10 protein-coding genes and 1 tRNA gene are annotated in these 26,359 nt (G+C 69.2%); 6 read left to right on the forward strand and 5 right to left on the reverse strand.

Going from position 1 to position 26,359, the window contains the following annotated elements; genetic code table 11:
* The first annotated feature begins 29 nt into the window (after positions 1 to 29).
* From ACUTAF_RS13440 to ACUTAF_RS13455, 4 genes are read left to right on the forward strand one after another with little or no spacing between them, the layout of a single operon-like run.
* The gene (locus ACUTAF_RS13440) at positions 30 to 10,175 is read left to right on the forward strand and encodes an amino acid adenylation domain-containing protein (RefSeq protein ID WP_445580435.1); all 10,146 of its coding nucleotides are present in this window, start codon (positions 30 to 32) and stop codon (positions 10,173 to 10,175) included.
* Positions 10,175 to 14,017, forward strand: a complete 3,843-nt coding sequence (locus ACUTAF_RS13445) for a non-ribosomal peptide synthetase (protein WP_445580436.1) — start codon at positions 10,175 to 10,177, stop codon at positions 14,015 to 14,017. The genes ACUTAF_RS13440 and ACUTAF_RS13445 overlap by 1 nt, the downstream gene beginning before the upstream one ends.
* 1 nt (position 14,018) lies before the next feature.
* Entirely contained in the window at positions 14,019 to 15,656 is a 1,638-nt protein-coding gene (locus ACUTAF_RS13450) for a cyclic peptide export ABC transporter (RefSeq protein ID WP_445580437.1), read from the forward strand.
* A gap of 13 nt (positions 15,657 to 15,669) precedes the next feature.
* Positions 15,670 to 16,437: a thioesterase II family protein gene (locus ACUTAF_RS13455; RefSeq protein ID WP_445580438.1), complete on the forward strand. Its 768-nt coding sequence runs from the start codon at positions 15,670 to 15,672 to the stop codon at positions 16,435 to 16,437.
* A gap of 74 nt (positions 16,438 to 16,511) precedes the next feature.
* Here ACUTAF_RS13455 and fhuF read toward each other — a convergent pair whose 3' ends face one another.
* Positions 16,512 to 17,213: a siderophore-iron reductase FhuF gene (gene fhuF / locus ACUTAF_RS13460; protein ID WP_445582446.1), complete on the reverse strand. Its 702-nt coding sequence runs from the start codon at positions 17,211 to 17,213 to the stop codon at positions 16,512 to 16,514.
* 184 nt (positions 17,214 to 17,397) lie between these two features.
* Between fhuF and ACUTAF_RS13465 the strand changes: the two genes are divergently transcribed.
* Positions 17,398 to 19,095, forward strand: coding sequence for an ABC transporter ATP-binding protein/permease (locus ACUTAF_RS13465; RefSeq protein WP_445580439.1), 1,698 nt, complete (start codon positions 17,398 to 17,400; stop codon positions 19,093 to 19,095).
* 90 nt (positions 19,096 to 19,185) lie between these two features.
* Here ACUTAF_RS13465 and ACUTAF_RS13470 read toward each other — a convergent pair.
* Positions 19,186 to 19,260 (reverse strand) — tRNA-Arg (locus tag ACUTAF_RS13470).
* A 122-nt stretch (positions 19,261 to 19,382) separates the two neighbouring features.
* On the opposite strand from ACUTAF_RS13470, the gene ACUTAF_RS13475 reads away from it, so the two are divergent.
* Positions 19,383 to 19,859 carry a GNAT family N-acetyltransferase gene (locus ACUTAF_RS13475; protein ID WP_445580440.1) on the forward strand — a complete coding sequence of 159 codons (477 nt, stop codon included), beginning with the start codon at positions 19,383 to 19,385 and terminating at the stop codon, positions 19,857 to 19,859.
* A gap of 170 nt (positions 19,860 to 20,029) precedes the next feature.
* On the opposite strand, the gene ACUTAF_RS13480 is transcribed toward ACUTAF_RS13475, so the two are convergent.
* The 3 genes from ACUTAF_RS13480 to ACUTAF_RS13490 all read right to left on the reverse strand — a co-directional run bounded on the left by ACUTAF_RS13480 (position 20,030) and on the right by ACUTAF_RS13490 (position 26,161).
* Complete coding sequence (locus tag ACUTAF_RS13480; protein ID WP_445580441.1) at positions 20,030 to 21,424, reverse strand: sodium-dependent transporter; 1,395 nt, start codon at positions 21,422 to 21,424, stop codon at positions 20,030 to 20,032.
* Positions 21,425 to 21,554: 130 nt separating this feature from the next.
* Positions 21,555 to 22,613 carry a Leu/Phe/Val dehydrogenase gene (locus ACUTAF_RS13485; protein WP_445580442.1) on the reverse strand — a complete coding sequence of 353 codons (1,059 nt, stop codon included), beginning with the start codon at positions 22,611 to 22,613 and terminating at the stop codon, positions 21,555 to 21,557.
* 80 nt (positions 22,614 to 22,693) lie between these two features.
* Positions 22,694 to 26,161: an indolepyruvate ferredoxin oxidoreductase family protein gene (locus tag ACUTAF_RS13490; protein WP_445580443.1), complete on the reverse strand. Its 3,468-nt coding sequence runs from the start codon at positions 26,159 to 26,161 to the stop codon at positions 22,694 to 22,696.
* Positions 26,162 to 26,359: the final 198 nt, after the last annotated feature.

Raw genomic sequence — 26,359 nt, forward strand, 5'->3', positions numbered from 1 at the left:
TTTTACGGCCTACGGACTGGAACCAGAACATGAGCAACATCGAGGACATCTACTCCCTCTCGCCCACCCAGCAGGGTCTGCTGTTCCACAGCGTCTACGAGCCGGATTCGCGCGTGTACTACCAGCAGCTCAGCCTGGACATGACCGGACCGCTCGACAGCGGCGCCTTCCGCCGCGCCTGGCAAGCGCTAATGCAGCGTCATGCCGTGTTGCGCACCGCCTTTCTCTGGGAAGACCTGGACGACGCCTACCAGGTGGTACAGCACGAGGTGCCGCTGCCGCTGAGCGAACTGGACTGGCGCGACCGCGACGAGGCCGAGGAGGCGCTGCGCCAGCGCGCGCGGCAGGAACGCGACCAGGCGCTGGAACTGAACGAGGCGCCGCTGATGCGCCTGTGCCTGGTGCGCCTGCCCGAGCAGCGCTGGCACCTGATCTGGACCTTCCATCACATCCTCATGGACGGCTGGAGCGTCGGCGTGGCCATCCAGGAATGGCTGGCCCTGTACTACCAGCAGGTGCGCGGCGACGCCCCCGGCCTGCCGCCGAGCCCTGGCTACCGCGACTACATCGCCTGGCTGGCCGAGCAGGACGCCCAGGCCACCGAGGACTTCTGGCGCGAGCAACTGCTGGACTTCAGCGACCCCACCCCGCTGCCCTGCTTCGCCCCGCCGCCCGAGGCGCCGCAGACGCATCCCTACGCGGAACGCGAGACGCGCCTGGACGCCGCCGAGACCGAACGCCTGAACCGGTTCGCCCGCAGCCAGCACCTGACCGTCAACACTCTGATCCAGGGCGCTTGGGCACTGCTGCTGGGACAGCACGCCGGGCGTGACGAGGTGGTCTACGGCGTCACCGTCGCCGGTCGCCCGGACGGGCTGGCCGGGGTGGATGCCATGGTCGGCCTGTTCATCAACACCCTGCCGCTGCGCGTGCGCCTGGACGACGCCCGCCCGCTCGGCGACTGGCTGCAGGACCTGCAGCATCGCAACAGCGACCTGCGCCAGCACGCCTACCTGCCGCTGAGCCGGCTCAAGCCGCTGAGCCAGGTGCCGGCCGAGCGCGCGCTGTTCGATTCGATCCTGGTGTTCGAGAACTTCCCCGTTACCGACGCGCTCAACCAGGACGCCGGAGGACTGAGCTTCAGCGCCCCAGCGGAGCTGCGGCGCGAAGACGGCATCCGCCTGACCCAGGGCCGCAACCACTTCCCGCTGTCGCTGATCGTGGTACCCGGCGAGCGCCTGGAGTACCTGTTCAGCTATGACCGCAGCCGCTTCGGCGACGCCGAGATCGCTATCCTCAGTGCCCAGCTGCGGGCGATCCTGCTGGCCATGGCCGAACAGCCGCAGGCGCGCGTGCAGATGCTGGACTGGCTGAGCGACGAGGAACGCCAGCGCCTGGAGGCCCATGGCCAGGGCGCGCGCCTCGCGGTGCCCGCCGCCACCCTGCAGCAGCGCTTCATCCAGGGCGCGCAGGCCCACCCCGAGCGCCTGGCCGTGCAGGATCGCCAGCGCTCGCTGAGCTATGCCGAACTGGACGCCGAGTCCAACCGTCTGGCCCACCGCCTGCAGGCCCAGGGCATCGGACGTGGCCGGTTGCTCGCGCTGGCCCTGGAGCGCAGCGTCGACTTCGTGGTGGCGCTGCTGGCCACCCTCAAGTGCGGCGCCGCCTACCTGCCGCTGGACCTCAAGCAGCCGGCCGGGCGCCTGGCGGACATCCTCGAGGACAGCCGCGCCGACCTGCTGCTCAGCCGCCGCGCGCTGGAGTCGCGCCTGCCCCGTAGCGAAGGCCCGGCCCGGCTGTGGCTGGACGACGAGGCGAATGCCCTCGCCGACCTGCCGGCCCACCCGGTGATGGCGAGCGACGACCCGGACGCCCCCGCCTACGTCATCTACACCTCCGGCTCCACCGGCACGCCCAAGGGCGTGGTGGTCGAGCACCGCGCCATCGTCGGCTATCTCGCCGCCGTCGCCGAGATGCTCGATCCGCCTGCAGCGGCGCGCTACGGCCTGCTCTCAACGGTGGCGGCCGACCTCGGCCATACCCAACTGTTCGGCGCGCTGTGCAACGGCGGCAGCCTGATCCTGGTCGACGAGGACACCAGCTTCGATCCACTGGCGCTGGCCGACTTCTTCGGCGAACACCCGGTGGACGTGCTGAAGATCACCCCCGGCCATCTGCACGGCCTGCTCCAGGCCCACCCCGACCCACGCCTGCTGCCGCGCGAACGCCTGGTGTTCGGCGGCGACGCGCTCAAGCCCGAGCTGCTGCGCCAGGTCGGCGCCCTGGCGCCGGCCTTGCGCCTGTTCAACCACTACGGCCCGAGCGAGGCCACGGTGGGCGCGCTGGCCACGCCGCTGGCGGCCGACACCGGCCTGGTGGCCCTGGGCCGGCCGCTGGCAAACCGCCGCCTGCGTGTGGTCGACGGCAGCGGCCGCGAGGTGGCCATCGGCGTTCCCGGCGAATTGTGGATCGCCGGCGACTTGGCGCGCGGCTACCTGCACCGCGCCGACCTGACCGCCGAGCGCTTCGTCGAAGCCGACCGGCAGCGCTGGTACCGCACCGGCGACCGCGTGCGCTGGCTGGCCGACGGCCAGTTGGCCTTCCTCGGCCGGATCGACAACCAGGTCAAGATTCGCGGCAACCGCATCGAGCTGGGTGAGGTGGAGGCGCAGATCCGCCGCCTCTCGCCGCTGATCGAGCAGGCCCTGGTGCGCATGCTGGAGGTGGATGGCACGCCACGCCTGGTGGCCTACGTGGTGGCGAGCCAGTCGCTGTCGGCGAGCAAGCTGTGCGACGACCTCGGCCGTCGCGTGCCGGACTATATGGTCCCGGCGCACGTCATCACCCTCGACGCCATCCCGCTGACCGCCAACGGCAAGCCGGACCTGCGCCAACTGCCGCTGCCCAGTGCGCCGGCAGCCGACAGCGCCAGCCACGTCGCCCCGCGCAACGAGGTCGAGGCGCTGCTGGCGCGTATCTGGCAGGACGTGCTGAAGGTGGAGCGGGTCGGCGTGCACGACAATTTCTTCAGCCTCGGCGGCGACTCGATCCTCAACCTGCAGATCATCGCCCGCGCCAACCAGCAGGGACTGAAGCTGACGCCCAAGCAGTTGTTCGAGAACCGCACCATCGCCGATATCGCCCAGGTGCTCGGTGCCGGCGCCGAAAGCGCGGCGGCCCGGCAACAGGGCGATGGCTTCGTCATACCGCTGAGCGCCGGCCAGCATTCCCGCCTCGAAGCCGATGCCCTGCAGCCCAGTTGGCGCTGCCTGGCCATCGACGGCGAGCTGCCTGCCGCCCACCTGGCCCAGGCATTGACCGCCCTGCAAGGCCATCACCAGGCGCTGCGCCTGGCCGTTCAGCGCACCCCGGAAGGCGAGTGGCAACAACGCGTGCTGGCCACTGCCGCGCCCGTTGCAGTGAGCGAGCAGCCGCGCACCGACGAGCCGCTGCAAACCCTGGCCGAAGCGGCCTTCGCCCGCCTCGACCTCGCCGCCGGACAGAGCCTGCATGCCAGCCTGCTGCGCGGCGAAACGGGGGATCGGCTGCTGCTGGTCGCCCATCCGCTGTGCCTCGACGAAGCGGCCTGGCCACTGCTGCTTGCCGACCTCAACCTGGCGCTGTCGCAGTTGCGCCATCAGCGGCCGATTCGCCTGTCCTACACGGGCGGCGAGCTCGGCGCCTGGTGCGAACATCAGCAGCGGGACGCCGGCAGCGATCGCCTGGACGAGGTATGGGAGCACTGGCTGCAATTCGCCGGCCTGGAGCTGCCACCGCTGGCCCTGCCTGAGCAGACCGGGCAGGCCGAGCAGCGCCTGGACGACGCCACCTCGGCGCGGCTGAAGCGCCTGCTCGACACCCTGCAACTGGACTGGAACGCCCTGCTGGCGGCCAGCCTGGTCGAACGCCTGCGCGGCGAAGACGGCGCGCCGCTCGCGCTGACCCTGCTGGCCGGTCGCCCGGACGCCACGCGCCTGCCACTGCAAGCACCAATCGCCCAGGCCGATCTGGACCCGGCGCGTCTGCTCGGCGCCCTGGCCCTGCCGGTGCCCTTCTATCTGCAGGCTCCGACCGGCGACAGCCTGGCCCGCCTGCAGGACGTGGCCGCGCAATTGCGCGCCTACCCGCAGCAGGGCGCGGATTACGGCACCCTGCGCCACCAGGCGAACAACCCCTACCTGCTGGAGCCGCTGCGCGAGTTGCCGACGCCGGCGGTGGCCCTGCGCTGGCTCGGCGATTGGGATGCGCACCGCGAGGCGCAGGCGGTACTCGCCGGCGTCCAGGCTGCCAGCCGCGAACCGGCCCTGGCCAAGGCGCTGACCCTGGATGCCTGCTGGCACGACGGCACCCTGCAGCTGCGCGGCGAAGGGCCGCTGGCCAGTGCCTGGCTGCCTGCCCTGGTGGAACAGCTGCAGACCCTGGCGGCGCTGGCGGGCAGCCCCGAGCTACGCCCGGCCAGCGCGGCGTTCCCGCTGTGCCACGCGCAGGCCGCGACCCTGGCCAGCGAGCCGCTGCCCTGGGCGCGCCTGGAGGACCTCTACCCGCTCTCGCCCATGCAACAGGGCATGCTGCTGCACACCTTGCTGCAACCGCACAGCGGCATCTACCTGATGCAGCAGCGCTACAGCTGGGACGGCGCGTTGCAGCGCCCGGCCATGGAACGCGCCTGGCGCCTGCTGCTCGAGCGCCACCCGATGCTGCGCACCGCCTTCTGGTGGCAGGAGGACCATGCCCCGCTGCAGTGTGTGTACCGCGACACCGAGCTGGCCTTCGAGTGGTACGACTGGCGTCACCTCGACGCCGAACGCCAGCGCGAGGCGATGGACGCCGTGCTGGCCGACGAGCGCCAGCGCGGCCTCGACATGAGCCGCGCGCCGCTCACCCACCTGCGCGTGTTCCAGTTGGCGGACCAGCGTTTCAGCCTGGTGCGCAGCTTCCATCACATCCTCACCGATGCCTGGTGCTTCGGCCTGCTGATGGAAGACCTGCTGGCCATCTACCAGGCCGTGGCGCGCGGCGAAGCGGTGGCGCGCCCGCGCCTGCGCCCGTTCCGCGGCTACATGAGCTGGCTCGCCCGCCAGGACATGGACAGCGCGCAGGCCTTCTGGCGCGGCGAACTGGCCGGCTTCGAGGCGCCGACGGCGCTGCAGGTCGACCTGCCCGTGGCCCAGCCGGACCGCGCGCCGGAGGTGGTCGGCGACTGCGACCTGACCCTCAGCGTCGCCCGCACCCAACGCCTGCAGCAGCTCTGCCAGGCGCACCAGCTCACCCCCAACACCTGGATCCAGGGCGCCTGGGCCCTGCTGCTGTCGCGCTACAGCGGCAACCGCGACGTGCTCTTCGGCGTCACCGTGGCCGGCCGCCCCACCGCGCTGGCCGGGGTCGAGGAAATGGTCGGCCTGTTCATCAACAGCCTGCCGCTGCGGGTCGACGTCGACCCCGAGCGCCCGGTGATCGGCTGGTTGCAGGCGTTGCTGTCGCATAACGCCGAACTGCGCGATCACGAATATGCGCCGCTGGTGGACATCCAGCGCTGCAGCGAAGTCCCCCGTGGTCGCCAGTTGTTCGACAGCCTGGTGGTGTTCGAGAACGCGCCGCTGGACGTCGCCAGCGTCAGGCTCGACGGATTCAGCATCGACATCTACGAAGACCGGGTGCACACCAACTTCCCGATGACGGTGGTGCTCTACCCCGGCGACCGCCTGGGCATCCGCCTGTCCTACGACCAGAGCCGGTTCAGCGCCGACAGCGTGCAGCGCATGCTCGGCCACCTGGTGCAACTGCTCGGCGAGATGCTCGACCAGCCCGAGGCGCCGCTCGGCAGCCTGCAGATGCTGCCCGAGGCCGAGCGCCGGCAACTGCTGGTGGACTGGAACCGCAGCGCCGTCGACTTCCCGCTGCAGCGCGGCTATGCGGCGCTGTTCGCCGACCGGGTGCAGGCACATCCGCAGCGCCTCGCCGCAATCTGCGCCGGTGAAACGCTCAGCTACGCCGAACTCGACCGACGCAGCAATGCCATCGCCCATGCCCTGCAGCAGGCCGGCGCCGGCCCGGACACCCTGGTCGCCCTGGCCGCCGAGCGCGGCCTGGCCCTGCTGTGCATGATGATCGCCACGCTCAAGGCCGGCGCCGCCTTCCAGGCGCTGGACATCCAGCACCCGCCGCAGCGCCTGGGCGAACTACTGAGCCTGAGCGGCGCGCCGCTACTGCTGGCGGACGAGAACGCCTGCGGGCTGCTCGATGCGGTACTGGCCGGCCTCGCGCGGCAGCCCACCTGCCTGGTGGCCCAGGCGCTGTGGCAGGCCGACGCCACACCGGTGCGCTACGTCCATCGCGCCGACCAGCTCGCCTATGTGATCTTCACCTCCGGCTCCACCGGCACGCCCAAGGGCGCCCTGGTGGAACAGCGCGGCATGCTCAACAACATCTTCGGCAAAGTGCCGAGCCTCGGACTCTGTGGCGAGGATCGCATCGCCCAGACCGCCTCGCCGGCGTTCGACATTTCGGTCTGGCAGTTCCTCGCCGCGCCGCTGGTCGGCGCCACCGTGCATATCCTGGCGGACAGCGTCGCGCACGATCCCGCCGCGTTGCTCGACGCCATCGAAACCCAGCGCCTGAGCCTGCTCGAGGCGGTGCCCGCGCTGATCCGCGGCCTGCTCCAGGAGGCCGGCCCGCAGCATGAACTGGCCAGCCTGCGCTGGCTGCTGCCGACCGGCGAGGCGCTGCCGCCGGCACTTGCTCGCGACTGGCGCAGCCGCTTCCCCGGCACCCCGTTGATGAACGCCTACGGCCCGGCCGAGTGCTCCGACGACGTGGCCTTCCATGCCATCCACGAGGCGCTAGAAGGCGACTGCGCGCACATGCCGATCGGCCGGCCGACCGCCAACAACCAGCTGTTCATCCTCGACGACGCCCTGCGCCCGCTGCCCATCGGCGTGCCGGGCGAGCTGTGCGTCGCCGGCGTGGGTGTCGGCCGCGGCTACCTGGGCGATGCCGAGCGCACCCGCGCGGCGTTCGTCGAGCACCCGTTCGAGCCCGGCGCGCGCTTCTACCGCACCGGCGACATCGGTCGCTACCGCGCCGACGGCGTCATCGAGTACCTCGGCCGCCGCGACCAGCAGGTGAAGATCCGTGGCCACCGTATCGAACTGGGCGAGATCGAGAACCGCCTGATGCGCCACCCACAGGTAGACAGCGCCGCGGTACTGGCCCTGCCCGACGCCCGTGGCGACCTGCAACTGCTGGCCTGCTACGTGACCTGCGACGCGGCGCTGGACGCTGCCACGGCGCAGGCACTGCTGGCCGAGCATCTGCGTGGACAACTGGCGGCCTACATGGTCCCCGGCCACTGGCGCCGCCTGGAAAGCCTGCCGCTGAATGCCAACGGCAAGGTCGACCGCCGCGCCCTGACCGCCCTCGGCCTGCCCGGCGAAGCCGCCGCGCAGGCCCGGGTGGCGCCGCGCACGCCCACCGAGCAGGCCCTGGCCGAACTCTGGCAGGACCTGCTCGGCCTGACCTCGCTGGGCGTCGACGACGACTTCTTCGCCCTCGGCGGTCATTCGCTGCTGGCCACCCAAGTGGTCGCGCGCATCCGCCGCCGGCTCGCCGTCGACCTGCCGCTGCGCGCCCTGTTCGAGCACCGCACGGTGGCCGAGCTGGCCAAGGTGGTGGACGCCCAGGCACCCAACGAATCGGCAGCCGAGGAGATCGTGCCGGTGTCGCGAGAACAACTGCTGCCGCTGTCCTACGCCCAGCAGCGCCTGTGGTTCCTCGACAAGCTGGAAGGCCCCAGCGCCGCCTACAACCTCTCCACCGCGGTACGCCTGGAGGGCGAACTGGACGTCGAGGCGCTGCGCGCCGCGCTGCAGTATGTGCTCGACCGCCACGAGTCGCTGCGCACCGGCTTCAGCCTGGACGGCGATACGCCGCGCCAGGTGATCGCGGAGGACGTGCGCCTGGAACTGGCGCTGCAGCCGCTCAGCTCGGAGGAAGACGTCCAGCGCTGGATCGACGAGGAAGCCGTGCAACCCTTCGACCTGCAACGCCCGCCGATGCTGCGCGCGCGTCTGCTGCGCCTGGGCGAGAAGCTTCATGTGCTGCAGTTCACCCTGCACCATATCGCCACCGACGCCTGGTCCATGGGCATCCTGGTCGAGGAAGCCATCGCCGCCTACAGCGCCTATCGCGCCGGTCGGCAACCGGTGCTGGCGCCACTGCCGATCCAGTACGCCGACTACGCCCACTGGCAACGCAGCGCCCCGCAGCAACGCCGCCTGGCGCGCGACATCGACTTCTGGCGCAGTCAACTGCAGGGCGCACCGATGCTGCTGCGCCTGCCGCTGGACAAGCCGCGCCCGGCCGTTGCCGATTACCAGGGTGCGGCGCTGCGCCAGACCCTGCCCAGGGCCCAGGCCGAACGCCTGCAAGCCTATGCGCAGACGCAGCGCGCCACGCTGTTCATGGTGCTGCTCAACGCCTTCAACTGCCTGCTACAACGGGTCACCGGCGACGACGACTTCCTGGTCGGCACCGACCTGGCCAATCGCGAGCATCCGGCGCTGGAGCGGCTGATCGGTTTCTTCGTCAACGTGCTGCCGCTGCGCGCGCGCCTCGACCCGGCGCAGGACTTCGCCGCCCGCCTGCAGCGCCTGCGCGACGACACCCTGGCCGCCTTCCAGCACCAGCAGGTGCCGTTCGACAAGCTGGTCGAGACCCTGCAGCCGCCGCGTCAGGCCGGCGTCAACCCGCTGGTGCAGGCGCTGTTCGTCCTGCAGAACACGCCGCGCTCCTCCGCCGAGCTGCCCGGCCTGCACGTCGAGCAACTGGCCCCGCGCCAGGAAACCAGCAAGTTCGATCTGGCGCTGTTCGCCGAGGAAGACCAACAGGGCCTGACCCTGCGCTGGGTGTACCGCACCAGCCTGTTCCAGCAGCACACCATCGAGCAGTTGCAGCGCGGCTTCGACGACCTGCTGCAACGGGTCATCGAGGCCCCCGAACACGCCCTGCAAGGTTGGGACTGGCGCCTGTCCAGCCCGGCCGCCACGGAGAACGCCCCCATGTACGATGCCGACGAGGCGAGCCGCGCCTCGCGCAAGCTGTCCAAGCTGAGCAAGCTCAAGCAGACCCGTGCCACCGCCGTCAGCCAGCGTCCCGAGGAGCAGGTGCGCAGCGCCACCCTGGCCACCGGGCGTTCGCTGCCCCTGCTGATCGAGCCGCGCCTCGGCGAGCTGGACCCGGTGAGCTGGGCGCAGCAGGCCCGTGGCTGGATCGGCGAACAGTTGCGCCATCACGGCGGTCTGCTCTTCCGTGGCTTCGACCTGCCCGACGCCAGCGCCTTCGAGCAATTCGCCCAGGCCATCGAGCCCGACCTCTACGGCACCTACGGCGACCTGCCGAAGAACAACTCGGGCAAGAACATCTATCACTCCACGCCCTACCCGGAGCAGCACATGATCCTGTTCCACAACGAGAGCTCGCACCTCACGCAGTGGCCGCGCAAGCAGTGGTTCTATTGCGAGACGCCGGCCCCGCGCGGCGGCTGCACGCCCATTGTCGACTGCCGCGAGGTGCTCGCGCGCCTGCCGCGGCCGATCGTCGAGACGCTGCGGGCCAAGGGCCTGCTCTACGTCCGCCATTTCACCGACAAGCTGGACGTGCGCTGGCAGGACTTCTTCAAGACCGAACGGCGCGAGGAGGTCGAGCAGCGCTGCCGCGAGGCCGGCACCCAATGGCAATGGCTCGGCGAGGACGGCCTGCGCATCGCCCAGCGCTGCCCGGCCATCGTCAACCACCCGGACACCGGCGAGGAATCCTTCTTCAACCAGGTGCAGCTGCACCATCCGGCCTGCCTGGAGCCGGAGGTACGGCGCAACCTGATCGAGCTGTTCGGCCCCGAGCAGTTGCCACGCAACGTCTGCTACGGCGACGGCAGTCCCATCGAGGACGAGGTGATGGCCGAGATCGGCCGGGTCTACGAGGCCTGCGCCGTGCGCTTCGCCTGGCAGAAAGGCGACGTGGTGATGCTCGACAACATGCTGGTCGCCCACGCCCGCGATCCCTTCGAGGGCGAGCGCAAGATCTGCGTCGCCATGGGCCAGATGATGCGCCGCGACCAACTCGACGCGCTCACGGAAACGGCGACGCGCCACGAGCTGGCGCTGGAGGAGAACCTGTGATGGAGCAGTTCCAGCTTTCACCGCAACAGCGCCTGCGCTGGCAGTCGGGCCTGCCGGCCGCCTCGCTGACCCTCGACCTGCACGGCGCGGTCGACCCGGCCGACCTGCGCCGGCGCCTGCTGGCGCTGGTGGCTCGGCACGAGGCGCTGCGCCTGCGTCTGTGCCCCTCGCCCGGTCTGCGCGTGCCACTGCAGCAGGTCGTGCCGCCCAACGAGGCGACGCTGGCCGCAGTCGGCGTGCTGCTGGACTGCCAGGCGCTGGCCGCCGATCGCCAGCGCTTGCACCTGCAACTGCCGGCGCTGAGCGCCGACCGTGGCACCCTGCTGCGCCTCGCCAGGGCCCTGGCCGGCGAGGTGCAGCCGGACGACGAGGACATGAGCTACACCCAGTACAGCGCTTGGCTGTACGAACTGCAAGGTGATGACGACGCGGAGCTGGGCCGCCGCTACTGGCGCGAGCAGGCCCTGGGCGAACACGAGCAGGCCGAGCTGGTGTACCGCGAAACGCGCGAGCAGGCCGCACCCGGACACCTGGTGGCGCAACTGGATGGCACCCCAGAGCTGACCGCCCAGCTCGATGCCTTCTGCCAGCGGCACCAGGTGACCCCCGCCGAGGTGCTGCTTACCGCCTGGTGCGCCCTGCTGCAACGCCTGAGTCCGGGCGAGGCGCCGGCCCTGACGATGAACTGGGTGCATGACTGCCGCGACGATTACGAGGAGCTGGCCGGTTGTTGGGGAGCGTTCGCCAAACCCCTGCCCCTGGCCTGGCGCTTCCCCCTGCACAGCCGCTTCGCCGAGGCGCTCGATGGCGTGCAGCGCCAGTTCGACCGCGCCCGCGAATGGCAGGAGTATTGCGCCATCGCCGGCGATCCCTCTCCAGATGCCAGCCGCTACGGCTTCGAATGGGGCGGTGTGCTGCCCCAGGGGCTGCCCATGGCCGGCGTGCCGGGCGCGACGCTCTCGGTGCTGGAGCTCGATTCGCCGGCCCAGGCCTTCGAGCTGCTGCTCACCGCCGAGGCCCAGACCGGCGGGCACGGCGCAATCGCCTACCGCTTCAACCTCGCCTTCGCGACCGCCGGCTACAGCCTGCAGACTGCCCAGGTGCTGCTGGAGCAGTACCGCTCGCTGCTGCTCGCCGCCCTCGACGACCCCGAGCAGGCGCTCGCGGCCCTGCCGCTGCACAGCCCGAGCTTCGACGCCACCCTGGCCGCCGTGCAGGGCACGCGGACCGAGGCGTCCGCACCCTTCGTCGCCTTCCCCCTGCGCTTCAGCCAGCAGGCGGCGCGCTTCGCCGAGCGCCTGGCGCTGTGCGATGCGACCCGCCAACTGACCTACGCCGAGCTGGAGGCGCGCAGCAACCAGTTGGCCCGCTACCTGAACGCTCGCGGGATCGGTACCGAGGACCGCGTCGCCCTGCATCTGCAGCGCAACGCCGATGCCATCGTCGCCATGCTCGGCGTGCTCAAATGCGGCGCGGCCTTCCTGCCGCTGGACGTGCAGCAGCCGCTGGCGCGCAACCAGGCGATCGTCGAAGCCGCCCGCCCCGCTTTCCTCCTCGTCGACGGCAGCGCCACGCCGCCGACGCAACCCGGTCTGGACAGTCTCGACCTGGGCGACGTCCAGCGCTGGCAGGATCGACCGGACGGCCCGCTGGCGCTGCCAATCGCCGCGCACAGCGCCGCCTACGTGCTGCACACCTCCGGCAGCACGGGCACGCCCAAGGGCGTGGTGATCGAACACCGCCAGCTCGGCAGTTATGTGGACAGCCTGCTGCGTCGCCTGGCCCTGGCCCCCGGCGAGCGCAGTGCACTGGTCACCTCGCTGGCAGCCGACCTCAGCTATACCCTGCTGTTCCCGGCGCTGCTGAGCGGCGGCGAACTGCACGTGGTGGACAAGACCACCAGCCTCGATGCCGCGGCCTGGGCGACCTACCAGGCGCGTAACCCGATCGACCACCTGAAGACCGTGCCATCCTTGCTCGACGCCTGGCTCGGACACAGCGCGGCCGTCGCCACCCTGCCGCGCAAGCAACTGATCCTGGGCGGCGAACACAGCCCGCAGCGCCTGCTGCAGAGCCTGCGCCGCCTCGCGCCGGAGCTCGCCGTCTACAACCACTACGGGCCGACCGAAACCACCATCGGCGTACTCATGCATCGCCTCGACCCGGCCATCGACTACCGCCACCTGCCCCTCGACGACCGTCTGGACGGCATGCGCACCTATCTGCTCGACGACCAGGGCAACCCCGTTGCGCCGGGCCAGGCCGCCGAGCTCTACCTGGCCGGGCCGCAGCTGGCCCGCGGCTACCTCGACGAACGGCAGACCGACGAGCGCTTTCGCGACCATCCGCAGCGTCCCGGCGAGCGCCTCTACCGCACCGGCGACCGCGCGCGCTACCGCCCGGACGGCAGCCTGCAGATCATCGGCCGCGCCGACCGCCAGGTGAAAGTCCGTGGTTTCCGCGTCGAACTCGACGACATCGAGGCGCAGCTCGCCCGACTGCCCGGCGTGGCCCAGGTGGCCGTCAGCTGCGTGGCACGCGGCGAGTTCGACCAGCAGTTGTTCGCCTTCCTCAGCCTCGAACATGGCCAGGCCGGCACGCTCGCCCGGCTTCAAGCCCTGGCCCAGGAGCGCCTGCCGGAACACATGCTGCCGAGCCTGCGGCTGGTCGACGCCCTGCCCCTGCTGGGCAACGGCAAGCTGGACCGCAAGACGCTCGCGCAATGGGCCGAGCAGGTGCTCGAGCAGGTCGGCGACAGCCTGCCGCGCACGCCGCTGGAGCAGTTGCTGGCCGAGGTCTGGGCCGGCGTGCTGGGCCTGGAGCGGGTCGGCATCGAGGATGACTTCTTCGCCCTCGGCGGCCACTCGCTGGCGGCGGTAAAGCTGGCCAGCCGCCTGCAGAACGCGCTGGGCGCGCCGGTGCCGGTCAACGCGGTGTTCGATGCACCGAGCGTGGCGCGCTTCGCCGAATGGGTGCAGGCCGGGTTGCAGCTCTCGCCGCTGGTGCAGCTGTCCCGGGCCGAGGCGGCGAAGGGCAACCTGTTCTGCTTCCACCCCTCCACCGGCCACGTGCAGGACTATCGCATCCTGGCCGAGCCGCTGGCGGACTGGAGTCTCTGGGGCCTGCAAGCCACCTACCTGGCCGAGGGCAGCCCGCTGCCAGGCCGCGACAGCCTCGATGCCCTGGCCGCGGTGTATGTCGAGCAGTTGCGCCGGCAACAGCCACAGGGTCCCTACCACCTGCTCGGCTGGTCGCTCGGCGGCCTGCTCGCCCTAAGCGCCGCGGCGCAGCTGGAGCGCGCCGGCCAGGAGGTGGCGTTCCTCGGCATCGTCGATTCGCAGACCCAGCGCAGCGCCCCGGCAGAAACCTTCGAACAGTTGCTGCAAGCCGCCGCCGAACGGCTCGACGCCGACAGCCAGCGACGCCTGTCGGCGCTGACCGAGGCGGCACGCGCGCACCTGCTCGAGCGGACACCCGCCGAGTGGCCGCTCGCCCTGGCGCAATGGGCCCGGCAGCAAGGCCTGCAATTGGCAGGCGACAGCTGGGAGCAACTGGAATACCGTTTGCGCCAGCACGGCCACACCCAGGCGCTGATCGGCACCTTCCGCCCCGTCACGCTGCGCTGTCCGCTGCACCTCTGGTGGGCCAGCGCGACCCTGGAGGCCGAGGATTTCAGCGCGCCGGACTTCAGCCGCCTCAGCCAGGGCTTGACTAGAGAACGGGTCATCCCCGCGCAGCACCTGGACATCCTGCGCCAGGACGCCTGGCAACAGAGTCTGATCGAGAGCCTGGCAGCCCTGGGCCCGAACCGACGCGAACCTTCGAACGACGAGACGATTTGAGATGGATCTGTTACTGCTACTGGCGCGCCGCTCCTGGCCCACCCTGCTGATCGCCACCGCCACCGGCCTGGTCTGCGGCCTGGCGGCCGCCGGCCTGATCGCCAACATCAACCACTCGCTGGCCGGCTTCGGCCAGTTGCGCCCGATCGATGGCCTGCCGTTCGCCGGCCTGGTGGCGCTGGTGGTGGTCGCGCGCGTCGTCTCCGACGTCAGCCTGCTGCGCCTGGGGCAGACCGCGGTCAGCGACATGCGCCTGCACCTGAGCGGCAAGCTGATCGACACGCCCTACCCGCGCCTGCAGCGCCTGGGCAAGCACCGCCTGCTGGCGATGCTCACCGACGACACCCAGACCATCAGCCAGGCGGTGGAGCTGGTGCCGATCCTGCTGGTCAACAGCGGCATCGTGCTGGCCTGCCTCGGCTACCTGGGCTGGCTCAGCCTGCCGCTGCTGGGCCTCACCGCGGCGCTGATCCTGCTCGGCGCGGCCAGCTTCCACTGGCCGCAGCGCAAGGCGCTGACCTCCATCGGCAAGGCCCGCGAGCTTAAGGACCAGCTGTTCGACCAGTACCGCCTGCTCACCGACGGCAGCAAGGAGCTGCAGCTCAACCACTCGCGGCGCCTGCAGTTCTTCGAGCGCCTGCTGCATCCCATCAGCCAGCAGTACCGCCGCGACTTCGTGCGCGGCATGAGCATCTACGCCCTGGTGCTCAACTGGGGCAACGCCATCTTCTACCTGCTGATCGGCACGGTGCTGTTCCTCGCGCCGCAGTTCATCGAGCTCGGCGCGGCGCTGGTGACCGGGTACATCCTCACCCTGCTGTACATGATCACGCCGTTGTCGGAGCTGATGAACGCCCTGCCGACCCTGGGCAAGGCCAGCGTCTCGCTACGCAAGATCCGCACCCTGGAAGGCCAGCTGGAAGTCGCCGGCACGCCCGAGGACGCCCTGGCGCCGGCCCGTCAGGTGACCGGGCTGAGCTGCCGCCAGGTGCGCCACACCTACTATCGCGAAGGCGAAGACGGCCGCTTCACCCTCGGCCCGTTCGATCTCGACCTGCGGGCCGGCGAAGTGGTGTTCATCACCGGCGGCAACGGCAGCGGCAAGACCACCCTGGCCTTGCTGCTGACCGGCCTCTACCAGCCCGAAGGCGGCGACCTGCTGCTCGACGGCAAGGTCGCCTCCAGCAGCCAGAATCACCTCTACCGCCAACATTTCTCGGCGATCTTCACCGACTTCTGCCTGTTCGAGCACCTGCTCGACGGCGACGACCCGCAGCTGATGCAGCAGGCCCGCGACTACCTGGCGCACCTGCAACTCGCGCACAAGGTCAGCATCGACGGCGGCCGCCTGTCCACGCTGGATCTCTCCACCGGCCAGCGCAAGCGCCTGGCGCTGCTGGCCGCCTACCTCGACGACCGCCCCTGCTACCTGTTCGACGAGTGGGCGGCGGACCAGGACCCGGTGTTCAAGCGCTTCTTCTACACCAAGATCCTTGCGGACCTGCGCCAGCGCGGCAAGCTGGTGATCGTGATCTCCCACGACGATGCCTACTTCCCGCTGGCCGACCGGATGATCAAGGTGGACCAGGGCCGTGTGTTCGAAGCCAGCCGCGAAGCCCTCGCGGCAACGGCGTCCTGAGGAGCGGCCGATCATGCACGTTCATCGCCTGCAGGACTCGCCGTGGGTGCAGACCCGTCCGCTGCCCGGCGCGCGCCTGCGCCTATTCTGCTTTCCCTTCGCCGGCGGCAGCGTCGGCAGCTTCATGCCCTGGTTTCCGGCCCTGGCGCCGGATATCCAGCTCTGCGCCATCCAGTTGCCGGGGCGCGGCGCACGCTTCGGCGAGCCGGCCATCCACGACTTCGCCACCCTGATCGAGCAGCTGGGTCAGGTCCTCGCCCGTCACGACGACCTGCCCTACGCCTTCTTCGGCCACAGCCTCGGCGCCCTGGTGGCCTTCGAACTGGCGCACCACTGCGTCAGGCGCGGCCTGGCACGTCCACGCCACCTGTTCGTCTCGGCCAGCGGCGCACCGCGCCATCGCGTCGGCGCGCCACGCTACGACCTGCTAAGCGATGGTGAATTGCTGATCAAGCTGCGCGACTATGCCGGCACCCCGCCCGAGGTGCTGGCCAACCAGGAACTGATGGCGCTGCTACTGCCGGCCATCCGCGCCGATTTCGCCCTGCTGCGCCACTACCGCTACCAGCCGCGCCCACGCCTCGATGTTCCCATGAGCGTGCTCGCCGGGTACGACGATGCCCATGTAGGCGAGGAAACGCTGCGCGGCTGGCAGACGGAAACCTCGGCCAGTTGCGAGTTGCACGGCTTCGACGGCGGGCATTTCTTCCTGTTCGAGCGGCCGGATGCGGTGCTGGCGTTGGTCAGGCGTCGGTTGGGAGTCGCCGAGACGGTTCCGTAGCCCGGATGCAATCCGGGAAAATCGTCCAGCACCTGAAAACCGCTCCCGGATTGCATCCGGGCTATAGGGCCGAGCTAGCCCTCGCGATAGATGTAACGCAGATAACTCGCCTGCTCTGCCTGCGGTAGGCGATGCAGCTTCGGGCAGGACTCGCACAGCACCTGCGGCTTGCCGGGCTGCGGGGCGTGCAACTGGTAGTGCAGGCAGCAATGGCGGCGCAACGGGATGCGCGCGCAGACCTCCGGCGCCGGCGAATCGACCATCCATTGCAGGCTTCTCGGCTGCAGACGGCCGTCCGCGACGACGGCCTGTTCCAGCCAACGGTGGGCCTCGGCGAAACCCTCACGCTCCAGGTTGGCGTCGATCCGCGCGAATGCCCCGTCCCAGACCGCCGCCAGGTTGCCCCATAGCACCTTCGGCGCCAGCCCGCCCCAGGCGGCGATGCTGGCGAACAGCGGCTCCAGGTGCTGGTGCAGCAGACGCGTCCAGTAATCACCGCGCCGCTCTACGGCGGGCGCCGGCTGCGGCGAGGGCAGCAGCAATGCCGACGGCTGGCCGGCGTCATGCAGCAGCGCCACCTCCCGTTCCCAGAAGGCGATGACCCGATCACGGGTCAGCACGGCCGCGAGGGTAGCCGGCAGCAGCACGCTGAGGTAGTTCATCGACCACTGCGAGGCGACGGGAGGACGCTTGACGCCGGGATAGAGGTCGGCGAACCGGTCAAGCAGAGGGTGCAACACGCTCGCCTCGGCCAGCTCGGGCAACGGCACGACCATCCGCCCCTGGCTTTCGATCTGGATCACGCGCTGGATGGGCGGCCATGCGTGGCACAGCCAGTCCGGTAGTTCGATGGCCGGCCTCCGCAGCTCAGGGCACAAACAATGAGAACGATTAGCGTTGATGGTATAGACGCCCCTCTATAAACTCAACGCGTTTAACGCCGGGCAAACTCGAGGCCACATGCAGACACTCCGCGATTTCTGGTCGCTCGCCCGGCCGTTCTGGTCCTCTGCCGAAAGACGTCCCGCCCTCCTGCTGTTGTTCGGCACGATTCTGATGAACCTGTGCCTGGTGGGCGTGAACATCCTCTACAACCTGTGGAACCTGCATTTCTACAACGCTCTGCAGGCCCTCGACTACGACGCCTTCCTGATGGGCGGTGGCTATTTCATCCTGCTGCAGGCGGGACTGGCCAGCTTCACCGTGGCCGCCTTCCACTTCCAGCAGAAGCTCACCCTGCGCTGGCGCCGCTGGTCCACCGAGAACACCCTGCAGCTGTGGCTGCAGCGCCAGCGCTACCTCAAGTTGCAGCTCACGGCGCCGGAAACGGATAATCCCGACCAGCGCATCGCCGACGACATCAACCTGTTCATCAGCATGTCGCTGAAGCTCAGCCTGGGCCTGATGACCGCCCTGGTGTCGCTGTTCTCCTTCCTGCATATCCTCTGGCAGGCCTCGAGCCTGGTGCGGGTGCCCTTCGCCGGCGAAGAGCTGGTGATCCCCGGCCTACTGGTCTGGGCGGCCCTGCTCTACTCCATACTCGGTACCGGCGGCGCCTTCTGGCTGGGACGCACGTTGCCGCGGCTGAACTTCCTCCAGCAGCGCCGCGAGGCCGACTTCCGCTTCTCCCTGATGCGCCTGCGCGAGAACGCCGAAGCCGTGGCCCAGTACCGCGGCGAGAGCGAGGAGCACGCCCGCTTCAGCCAGCGCCTGGGCGCCACGCTGGAAAACTTCTGGGCCCTGGTGAAGCAGCAGAAGGTCGTGCTCGGCTACTCCACCTTCTACATGCGCAGCGCCATGATCATCCCGATGTTCGTCATGGCGCCGCAGTTCTTCGCCGGCGCCTTCCCGCTCGGCCGCCTGACCCAGCTCAGCGCCGCGTTCGGCGAGGTCCACGAGGCGATGGCCTATCTGGTCAAGGTGTTTCCGGAGATCGCCGAATGGAAATCGATCGTCGACCGTCTGACGGGCTTCCAGCAACGCCTGGCCAGTGTCGGCGACGAGGCCGGCGTGCGTCTGGAACACCAGGCTGACGGCTTCGAGGTACAGGACCTGGCACTCTGGCTGCCGAACGGCAAGCCGCTGTTCGCCGGTCTCGACCTGAATTTGCGGTCCGGCGACAGCCTGCTGATCCGCGCGCCATCCGGCTTCGGCAAATCCACCCTGATCCGCGCCCTCACCGGCATCTGGAGCCACGCCTGCGGCCTGGCGCGTTACGACCTGGGCAATGTCCTGACCCTGGCGCAGAAACCCTACCTGCCGCTCGGCAGTCTGCGCGGCATGCTCTGGTATCCGGCCCCTGCACGCCCGGAAGACGATGCGAGGTTGCTGCAGGTGATGCGCCAGTGCGGCCTCGATCACCTGAGCGAGCAGCTGAACGCCGAACTCGACTGGGCGCAGACCCTGAGCATCGGCGAACAGCAGCGCTGTGCTTTCGCCCGCGCCCTGCTGCTGCGCCCCAACGTGCTGTTTCTCGACGAAACCAGCTCGGCACTGGACGAAGCGACGGAGCGAAACTGCTATGCGCAGCTGAAACAGTCGCTACCGAATTCGATCATCATCAGCGTGGGGCATCGGGCGTCGCTGGAACAGCTGCACAGCCGTACGCTGAATCTGCAGCATTGCCAGCTGGCCGAGCCAAGACTGGAATACTCCTGACAGCGGCGACAGGCCGCGGTAGTCGAGGCCCCGGGATACGGGGAACGGGGGAAGGATCGATTGCAGCACTCGGCGCCGGGCCGGGAAAGGTGGCGTCCCCTGCTGGAATCGAACCAGCATCTAGCCCTTAGGAGGGGCTTATTCTATCCGTTGAACTAAGGGGACAAGGCCATTCGCAAGGGATCGCGAAGGCCGGGCGGCATCTTAGCGGCGTCGCGCGGATTTGTCATGCCGCTGCCACGCACGGCGCGCCATACTCCTTCGAGCCAACGCCTGGGAGCCGCGCCATGCCGAACCTCACCGCTAGCCCGCCCGATTCGCCGTTCGCCGATTACGTCATCCGCACCGCCTGCGCCGCCGATGCCCCACGACTGGCCGCGCTGCTGCAGCAACTGGGCGAGAACGAGCCGCGGCCCGATGCCGCCCTGCTCGCCCTGCGCCTGGCCGAGCTGCCGAGGGATCGCCTGGTGCTGCTGGCCGAGCGTGACGGCGAGCTGCTCGGCACCTGCACCTTGATCCTGATCGAGCACCTGGCGCACGGCTTCGCCCGCTCGGCGATCCTCGAAGACGTGGTGGTCGATAGCGAGGCGCGCGGCCTGGGCATCGGCCAGGCGCTGATGCGGCATGCGGTGCAGCACGCACGCGCCTGGGGCTGCTACAAGCTGGCGCTGTCGAGCAGCCAGAGCCGCGAAGCGGCGCACCGCTTCTATGCCAAGCTGGGTTTCCGGCCCCATGGCATCAGCCTGGCGTTGGCCTTGGAGTGAACGCGGTTCGCGGCTGAAGCCGCTCCTACAGGCCGTGTCCCGCCCCGCCATGGCGGCAATGCGGCACGGCTGTTGTAGGAGCGGATTTCTCCGCGAACAGGCACGTTAAAGACGGCTGGGGGCTACCCGTGGACAACCGTGAAGCGTTTTCCAGCAGCCCCGCCAGCGCCTCAGAACAACCCCAGGCTATGCAGGAACACCACCAGGATGCACAGCGGGGTGACCACGCGCAGCACCCGCCACCACAACGAGAACAGCCCGGGCTGCTCGATACCGATGGCTTCCTGGACGGTCTTGCGGCTCAGCACCCAGCCGGCGAACAGCACGGTGGCCAGGCCGCCCAGCGGCATCAACAGGTTGGTGGTCAGGTAATCCAGGCTGTCGAAGAAGGTCTTGCCCAGCAGGGTCACCTCGCTCCAGGCGTTGAACGACAGCACCGTGCCCAGGCTCAGCAGCCACAGCGCGATACCGCTGGTCAGCACCGCCGTGAGGCGGCTGATGCCGAACTTCTCGGTCAGCCAGGCGATGGTCGGCTCGCTCAGGGAGATCGCCGAGGTCAGCGCGGCGATCGCCAGCATGATGAAGAACAGCCCGCCAACCAGTTGGCCCAGCGGCATCTGGCCGAAGGCGATCGGCAGGGTGACGAAGATCAGCCCCGGCCCCGCGCCCGGCTCCAGGCCGTTGGCGAACACCAGCGGGAAGATCGCCAGGCCGGCCAGCAGCGCCACCCCGGTATCGGCCAGGGCCACCATCAGCGCGGTCTTGGCGATCGAGGTGCCGGCCGGCAGGTAGGAACCGTAGGCCATCATCGCGCCGCTGGCCAGGCTCAGGGTGAAGAAGGCATGGCCCAGCGCGGCCAGCACACCGGCGGCGCTGAGCTTGCTGAAGTCGGCGTCGAAGAGAAAGTGCACCGCCTGCATGAAATGCCCGGTGGTGGCGGCATAGCCCACCAGCACCAGGAGCAGGACGAACAGCCCCGGCATGAGGAAACGCAGCGAGCGCTCCAGGCCGCCGCGCACGCCGAAGGCGACGATGCCAAGAGTAACCGTCAGCACCAGGGTGCCGTAGCCGGCCAGCTGCCAGGGGTCGGCCAGCATGGCGCCGAACAACGCACCGCTGCTCTCGCCGATCAGCCCGGCGAAGCTGCCGCTCAGGGCCGCCGGGGTGTAGGCCACGGCCCAGCCGGCGATCACCGTGTAGAAGCTGAGGATGAGAAAACCGGTCAGCACCGCGAGCGTGCCCAGCCAGCGCCAGTGCCGGCTGGCCCGCGCCTCCTTGGCCAGGGCGGCGAAGGCGCCCTCGGGGTTGGCGCGGCCGCTGCGACCGATCATCACCTCGGCCATCAGCAGCGGAATGCCGATGGCCAGGATGCACGCCAGGTAGACCAGGACGAAGGCGCCGCCGCCGTTCTGCCCGGTGATATAGGGGAACTTCCAGATATTGCCCAGGCCCACGGCCGAGCCGGTGGCGGCGAGGAAGAACACCCAGCGCGACGACCACAGGCCTCGGCCGGCGCTGCTGGAGGCACCGGCGAAGGTGCCGGCGGCGATGCTGTCTTGACTCATTGGGACTTGCCCTCTTGTTGTTGTGAAAAAGTCAGGAGCCTGGGGTGGTCGGGCCACCCCGGTTGGCGCGCACGGCGCACCCTACGAGTCGGTGCGCCGTGCGCACCGACGTTTATTGCCTATCTATGGCTTAAAGACCGCCTTGCAGGCGCTCGCGGGCCATGCGGTCGGCGATCGCGGTGGTGGTCGCGCCCTCGCGCTCGGCGCGCTGGAAGATTTCCGTCAGGGTCGGGCCGATGCCTTCGATATGCGCCTTGAGCTGGGCGGGGCTGCCGCCGGTGCGCTCGTAGCAGACGTCGATGATGCCGCCGGCATTGATCGCATAATCCGGCGCGTACAGGCATTCGCGACGACGCAGAGTCTCGGCCAGGCTGGCGTCGGCAAGCTGGTTGTTGGCGGCGCCGGCGATGATCGGCGCGCGCAGCGCCTCCAGGGTCTGCGGGTTGACGATGGCGCCGAGGGCACAGGGCGCGAAGACGTCCACATCGAGACCGTAGATATCGTGCTGGCCGACGGCGGTGGCGCCGAGCTGGGCGACCGCGCGCTGCACGTTGGCCGCATGGATATCGGTCACCCACAGCTGGGCGCCGGCGTCCTTGAGCAGCTTGGCCAGGCCGAAGCCGACCTGGCCGACGCCCTGGATGGCCACGCGGATGCCGGAGAGACCCTGACGGCCGAGGCGATGGGCCACCGCCGCCTGGATGCCGATGAACACGCCATAGGCGGTGGACGGCGACGGATCGCCATCGCGGCTGCCGCCTCCGAAGGCCTCGCGCTGGCCGGCGCCGGCCACGTGGCGGGTGCGTTCGGCCATGATCTGCATCTCGGCCACGCCGGTGCCGGAATCCGCCGCGGTGATATAACGCCCGCCGAGGCTGTCGACGAAATCGCCCATGGCCTGGAACAGCGCCTCGCTCTTGCCGGTGTGCGGGTCGCCGATGATCACCGCCTTGCCGCCGCCCAGCGGCAGGCGCGCCAGGGCCGACTTGTAGGTCATGCCGCGCGACAGGCGCAGCACGTCGCGCAGCGCCTCCTCGTCCGAGGCGTAGTTCCACATGCGGCAGCCGCCCAGGGCCGGGCCGAGGGTGCTGTCGTGGATGGCGATGATGGCTTTCAGGCCGCTGGCCTTGTCGTGGCCGTAGACCACCTGTTCGTGCTGATCGAAGTCGACGTGGGTGAAGACGGACATCGGGTTACCTCGGGTATCGGATTGTAAAAGGCCGCCCCGCTCCCAGGCGGGAGGGGGTGGCAAGGGGTGACTGGGGAGGATCAGGCGGCCGGCTCGAACAGCTGCACCGTGGCGATTTCGCTGACCGCCAGGCGCGCCTTGAGCTGCGCGGCCTGCTCGCGTGCTTTGGCCAGCGCCGCTTCCTTGACGTGGCCGTAGCCGCGGATCTGCTCGGGAATCTCGGCCAGCGCCACCGCCGTGCGGTAGTTGCCGGCATCGAGCTCGGCCAGCAGATAGGCGACGGTCGCCTCGTACTCCTCGATCAGCTCGCGCTCCAGACGCCGCTCGGCACTGTGGCCGAACGGATCGAGCACCGTGCCGCGGAGGAACTTGAAGCGCGCCAGCACGGCGAAGACCTTGAGCATCCAGGGGCCGAAGGCGCGTTTGCGCGGCTGACCGGTGACCGCATCGGGCTTGCTCAGCCAGCTCGGCGCCAGGTGGAACTGCAGTTGGTAGTCGCCTTCGAACTGCGCCTCGAGCTGCTTGCGGAAGGCGGCGTCGCTGTACAGGCGCGCCACCTCATACTCGTCCTTGTAGGCCAAGAGCTTGAAGTAGTAGCGCGCCACCGCCTTGCTCAGCCGCTGCTCGGCGTCAGTGTCGGCCTGACTCACGCACTCGACCAGCTCGCGGTAGCGCGCGGCGTAGGCGGCGTTCTGGTAGGCGATCAGACGCTGCGCGCGATCCTCGACGATCTCCTCCAAGCTCTGGCAACGCGGCGCCTCGACCACCTTGGGCGCGGCCAGCTTCTCCACCGCGGCCAGGTCATGGGCGGCGCGGCGGCCCCAGAGGAACGCCTGCTGGTTGAGCTGCACCGCCACGCCATTGAGTTCGATGGCCTTCTCTATCGCCTCGGCCGATACCGGCACCAGGCCCTTCTGATAGGCGTAGCCGAGCATAAACAGGTTGCTGGCGATGCTGTCGCCGAGCAGCGCGGTGGCCAGGCGGGTGGCATCGACGAAGTGGGTCTTGCCCTCGCCCACCGCCTCGACCAGCGCCTCGCGCATGGCAGCGCCGGGTACCTGGGCATCGGGGTTGCGGGTGAACTCGGCGGTGGCCGCCTCATGGCTGTTGACCACTGCATGGGCGATCTTGTCGTTGAGCTTGGCCAGGGCCTCCTCGCCGGCGGCCACCACCAGGTCGCAGGCCAGCAGCAGGTCGGTCTCGCCGGCGGGGATGCGTACGGCGTAGATGTCGTCCTGCCTAGCGGCGATGCGGATGTGGCTGATCACCGGGCCGAACTTCTGCGCCAGGCCGGCCTGATCGAGCACGCTGCAGCCCTTGCCTTCCAGGTGCGCGGCCATGCCCAGCAGCGCGCCGACCGTGGTCACGCCGCTGCCGCCGACGCCCGGCAGGAGGATATTCCAGGGCCGCGCAAGATTCGGCTGCTTCGGCTCCGGCAGGGCAATGAACAGCGCGCCCAGGCCCAGGGCCTCGGGCTTGCGCAAGCTGCCGCCGTGCACGGTGACGAAGCTTGGGCAGAAGCCTTCGACGCAGGAGAAATCCTTGTTGCAGGCGTTCTGGTCGATTTCGCGCTTGCGCCCCAGTTCGGTCTCCAGCGGCAGCACCGACAGGCAGTTGGACTTGACGCTGCAGTCGCCGCAGCCCTCGCACACCGCGGGGTTGATGAAGGCGCGCTTGGCCGGATCCACCAGCTTGCCGCGCTTGCGTCGGCGACGCTTCTCGGTGGCGCAGGTCTGGTCGTAGAGGATCACCGAAACGCCCTTGAACTCGCGCAGCTCGCGCTGCACGGCGTCCAGCTCGCGGCGGTGGTGGAAGCTGACGATGGGCGCGAAGGTGGCGCGGGTCGGGTACTTGTCCGGCTCGTCGCTGACCAGGGCGATGCGTTTCACCCCCTCGGCATAGACCTGCTGGCTGAGCTGGTCGATGCGCAACTCGCCATCGATGGGCTGACCGCCGGTCATGGCCACCGCGTCGTTGTAGAGGATCTTGTAGGTGATATTGACCCCCGCGGCGACCGAGGCGCGCAGGGCCAGCTGGCCGGAATGAAAGTAGGTGCCGTCGCCGAGGTTCTGGAACACGTGCGGGGTGTCGGTGAACGGCGCCTGGCCGATCCAGGTGGCGCCCTCGCCGCCCATCTGGGTGAAGGTGTCGGTGTTGCGGTCCATCCACTGGGTCATGTAGTGGCAACCGATGCCACCCAGGGCGCGGCTGCCTTCCGGCAGCTTGGTCGAGCTGTTGTGCGGGCAGCCGGAGCAGAAATGCGGGGTGCGCGCGGTGCCGTGCTTGGGCGCGGCCAGCGCCGCCTCCTTGGCGGCGAGGAAGGCCAGACGCTCCTCGATCACCGGGCTGGAATAGATCGGCGCCAGGCGCCGGGCTATCACCCTGGCGATCATCGCCGGGGTCAGCTCGGAGAGGTTCGGCAGCAGCGAATTGCCGTCCTCGTCGAATTCGCCGACCACCCGCGGACGCTTGCCCACCGGCCAGTTGTACAGCTGCCCGGTCAGTTGGTCCTCGATGATGCTGCGTTTTTCCTCCACCACCAGGATCTCGTCCAGGCCCTCGGCGAACTCGTGCACCGACACCGGCTCCAGCGGCCAGCTCATGCCGACCTTGAGCACGCGCAGGCCGACCTGAGCGCAGAGCTGCTCGTCGAGGCCGAGGTCGTTGAGCGCCTGGCGCACGTCCAGGTAGGACTTGCCGGTGGTGATGATGCCGAGGCGCGGGTTGGGCGAATCGAGCTTGATCTGGTTGAGCTGGTTGGCCAAGGCGAAGGCGCGCGCGGCGTAGATCTTGTAGGTGTTGAGGCGTTTCTCCTGGACCAGGGGCGGGTCCGGCCAGCGGATATGCACGCCGTCTTCCGGCAGCTGGAAATCTTCGGGAATCTTGACCTCGACCCGCAGCGGATCGACTTCCACCACGGCCGAGGAATCGACGTTCTCGGCGATGGTCTTCAGCGCCACCCAGCAGCCGCTGTAGCGCGACAGCTCCCAGCCGATGATGCCGTAGTCGAGGATTTCCTGGACGTTGGCCGGGTTGAGCACCGGAATCGAGGCGGCGATGAAGGCATGCTCGCTCTGGTGGGCGATACTCGAGGACTTGCAGCCATGGTCGTCGCCGGCCAGCAACAGCACGCCGCCATGCGCCGATACGCCGGCCGAGTTGCCGTGCTTGAACACGTCGCCGCAGCGGTCGACGCCCGGGCCCTTGCCGTACCACATGGCGAACACGCCATCGTAACGGGCGCCGGGGAACAGGCTGGTCTGCTGGCTGCCCCAGCAGGCGGTGGCGGCCAACTCTTCGTTGACCCCGGGCTGGAAGTGGATGTGGTTGTCCTTGAGGTACTGCTTGGCATCCCACAGGCTCTTGTCCAGATTGCCCAGGGGCGAGCCGCGGTAGCCGGAGATGAAGCAGGCGGTATTCAGGCCATGGGCAGCGTCACGCTGTTTCTGCAGCATGGGCAGGCGGGTCAGCGCCTGGGTGCCGGTCAGGTAGAGGTGACCGGTGGCGAGACGGTACTTGTCATCCAGGCGGATCTCGGCCAGTGACATACGGGCGCTCCTTTTATTTTTATGGCGACCTTGGACGGCAACGGTGGGTGCCGCCCTTTCCTGTCCCGGCAGGATCGCTGCACGGGACGACTGGGCAAGATCATGACCGAGGGGTTCCGCTTTTTTCTTTCTATTTTTGGGCAACGCCGACGATACTTCGCATGATCCTTCCAACAATCACAAAAAAATGGAAACAGT

This window comes from Pseudomonas sp. SP16.1 (genome assembly GCF_052682975.1).

Excerpts from the sequence above, each read along its gene's own strand:
- ACUTAF_RS13440 (WP_445580435.1), top strand. The coding sequence starts at position 30 with ATGAGCAACATCGAGGACATCTACTCCCTCTCGCCCACCCAGCAGGGT.
- ACUTAF_RS13445 (WP_445580436.1), top strand. The coding sequence starts at position 10,175 with ATGGAGCAGTTCCAGCTTTCACCGCAACAGCGCCTGCGCTGGCAGTCG.
- ACUTAF_RS13450 (WP_445580437.1), top strand. The coding sequence starts at position 14,019 with ATGGATCTGTTACTGCTACTGGCGCGCCGCTCCTGGCCCACCCTGCTG.
- ACUTAF_RS13455 (WP_445580438.1), top strand. The coding sequence starts at position 15,670 with ATGCACGTTCATCGCCTGCAGGACTCGCCGTGGGTGCAGACCCGTCCG.
- fhuF (WP_445582446.1), bottom strand. The coding sequence starts at position 17,213 with ATGGTCGTGCCGTTGCCCGAGCTGGCCGAGGCGAGCGTGTTGCACCCT.
- ACUTAF_RS13465 (WP_445580439.1), top strand. The coding sequence starts at position 17,398 with ATGCAGACACTCCGCGATTTCTGGTCGCTCGCCCGGCCGTTCTGGTCC.
- ACUTAF_RS13475 (WP_445580440.1), top strand. The coding sequence starts at position 19,383 with ATGCCGAACCTCACCGCTAGCCCGCCCGATTCGCCGTTCGCCGATTAC.
- ACUTAF_RS13480 (WP_445580441.1), bottom strand. The coding sequence starts at position 21,424 with ATGAGTCAAGACAGCATCGCCGCCGGCACCTTCGCCGGTGCCTCCAGC.
- ACUTAF_RS13485 (WP_445580442.1), bottom strand. The coding sequence starts at position 22,613 with ATGTCCGTCTTCACCCACGTCGACTTCGATCAGCACGAACAGGTGGTC.
- ACUTAF_RS13490 (WP_445580443.1), bottom strand. The coding sequence starts at position 26,161 with ATGTCACTGGCCGAGATCCGCCTGGATGACAAGTACCGTCTCGCCACC.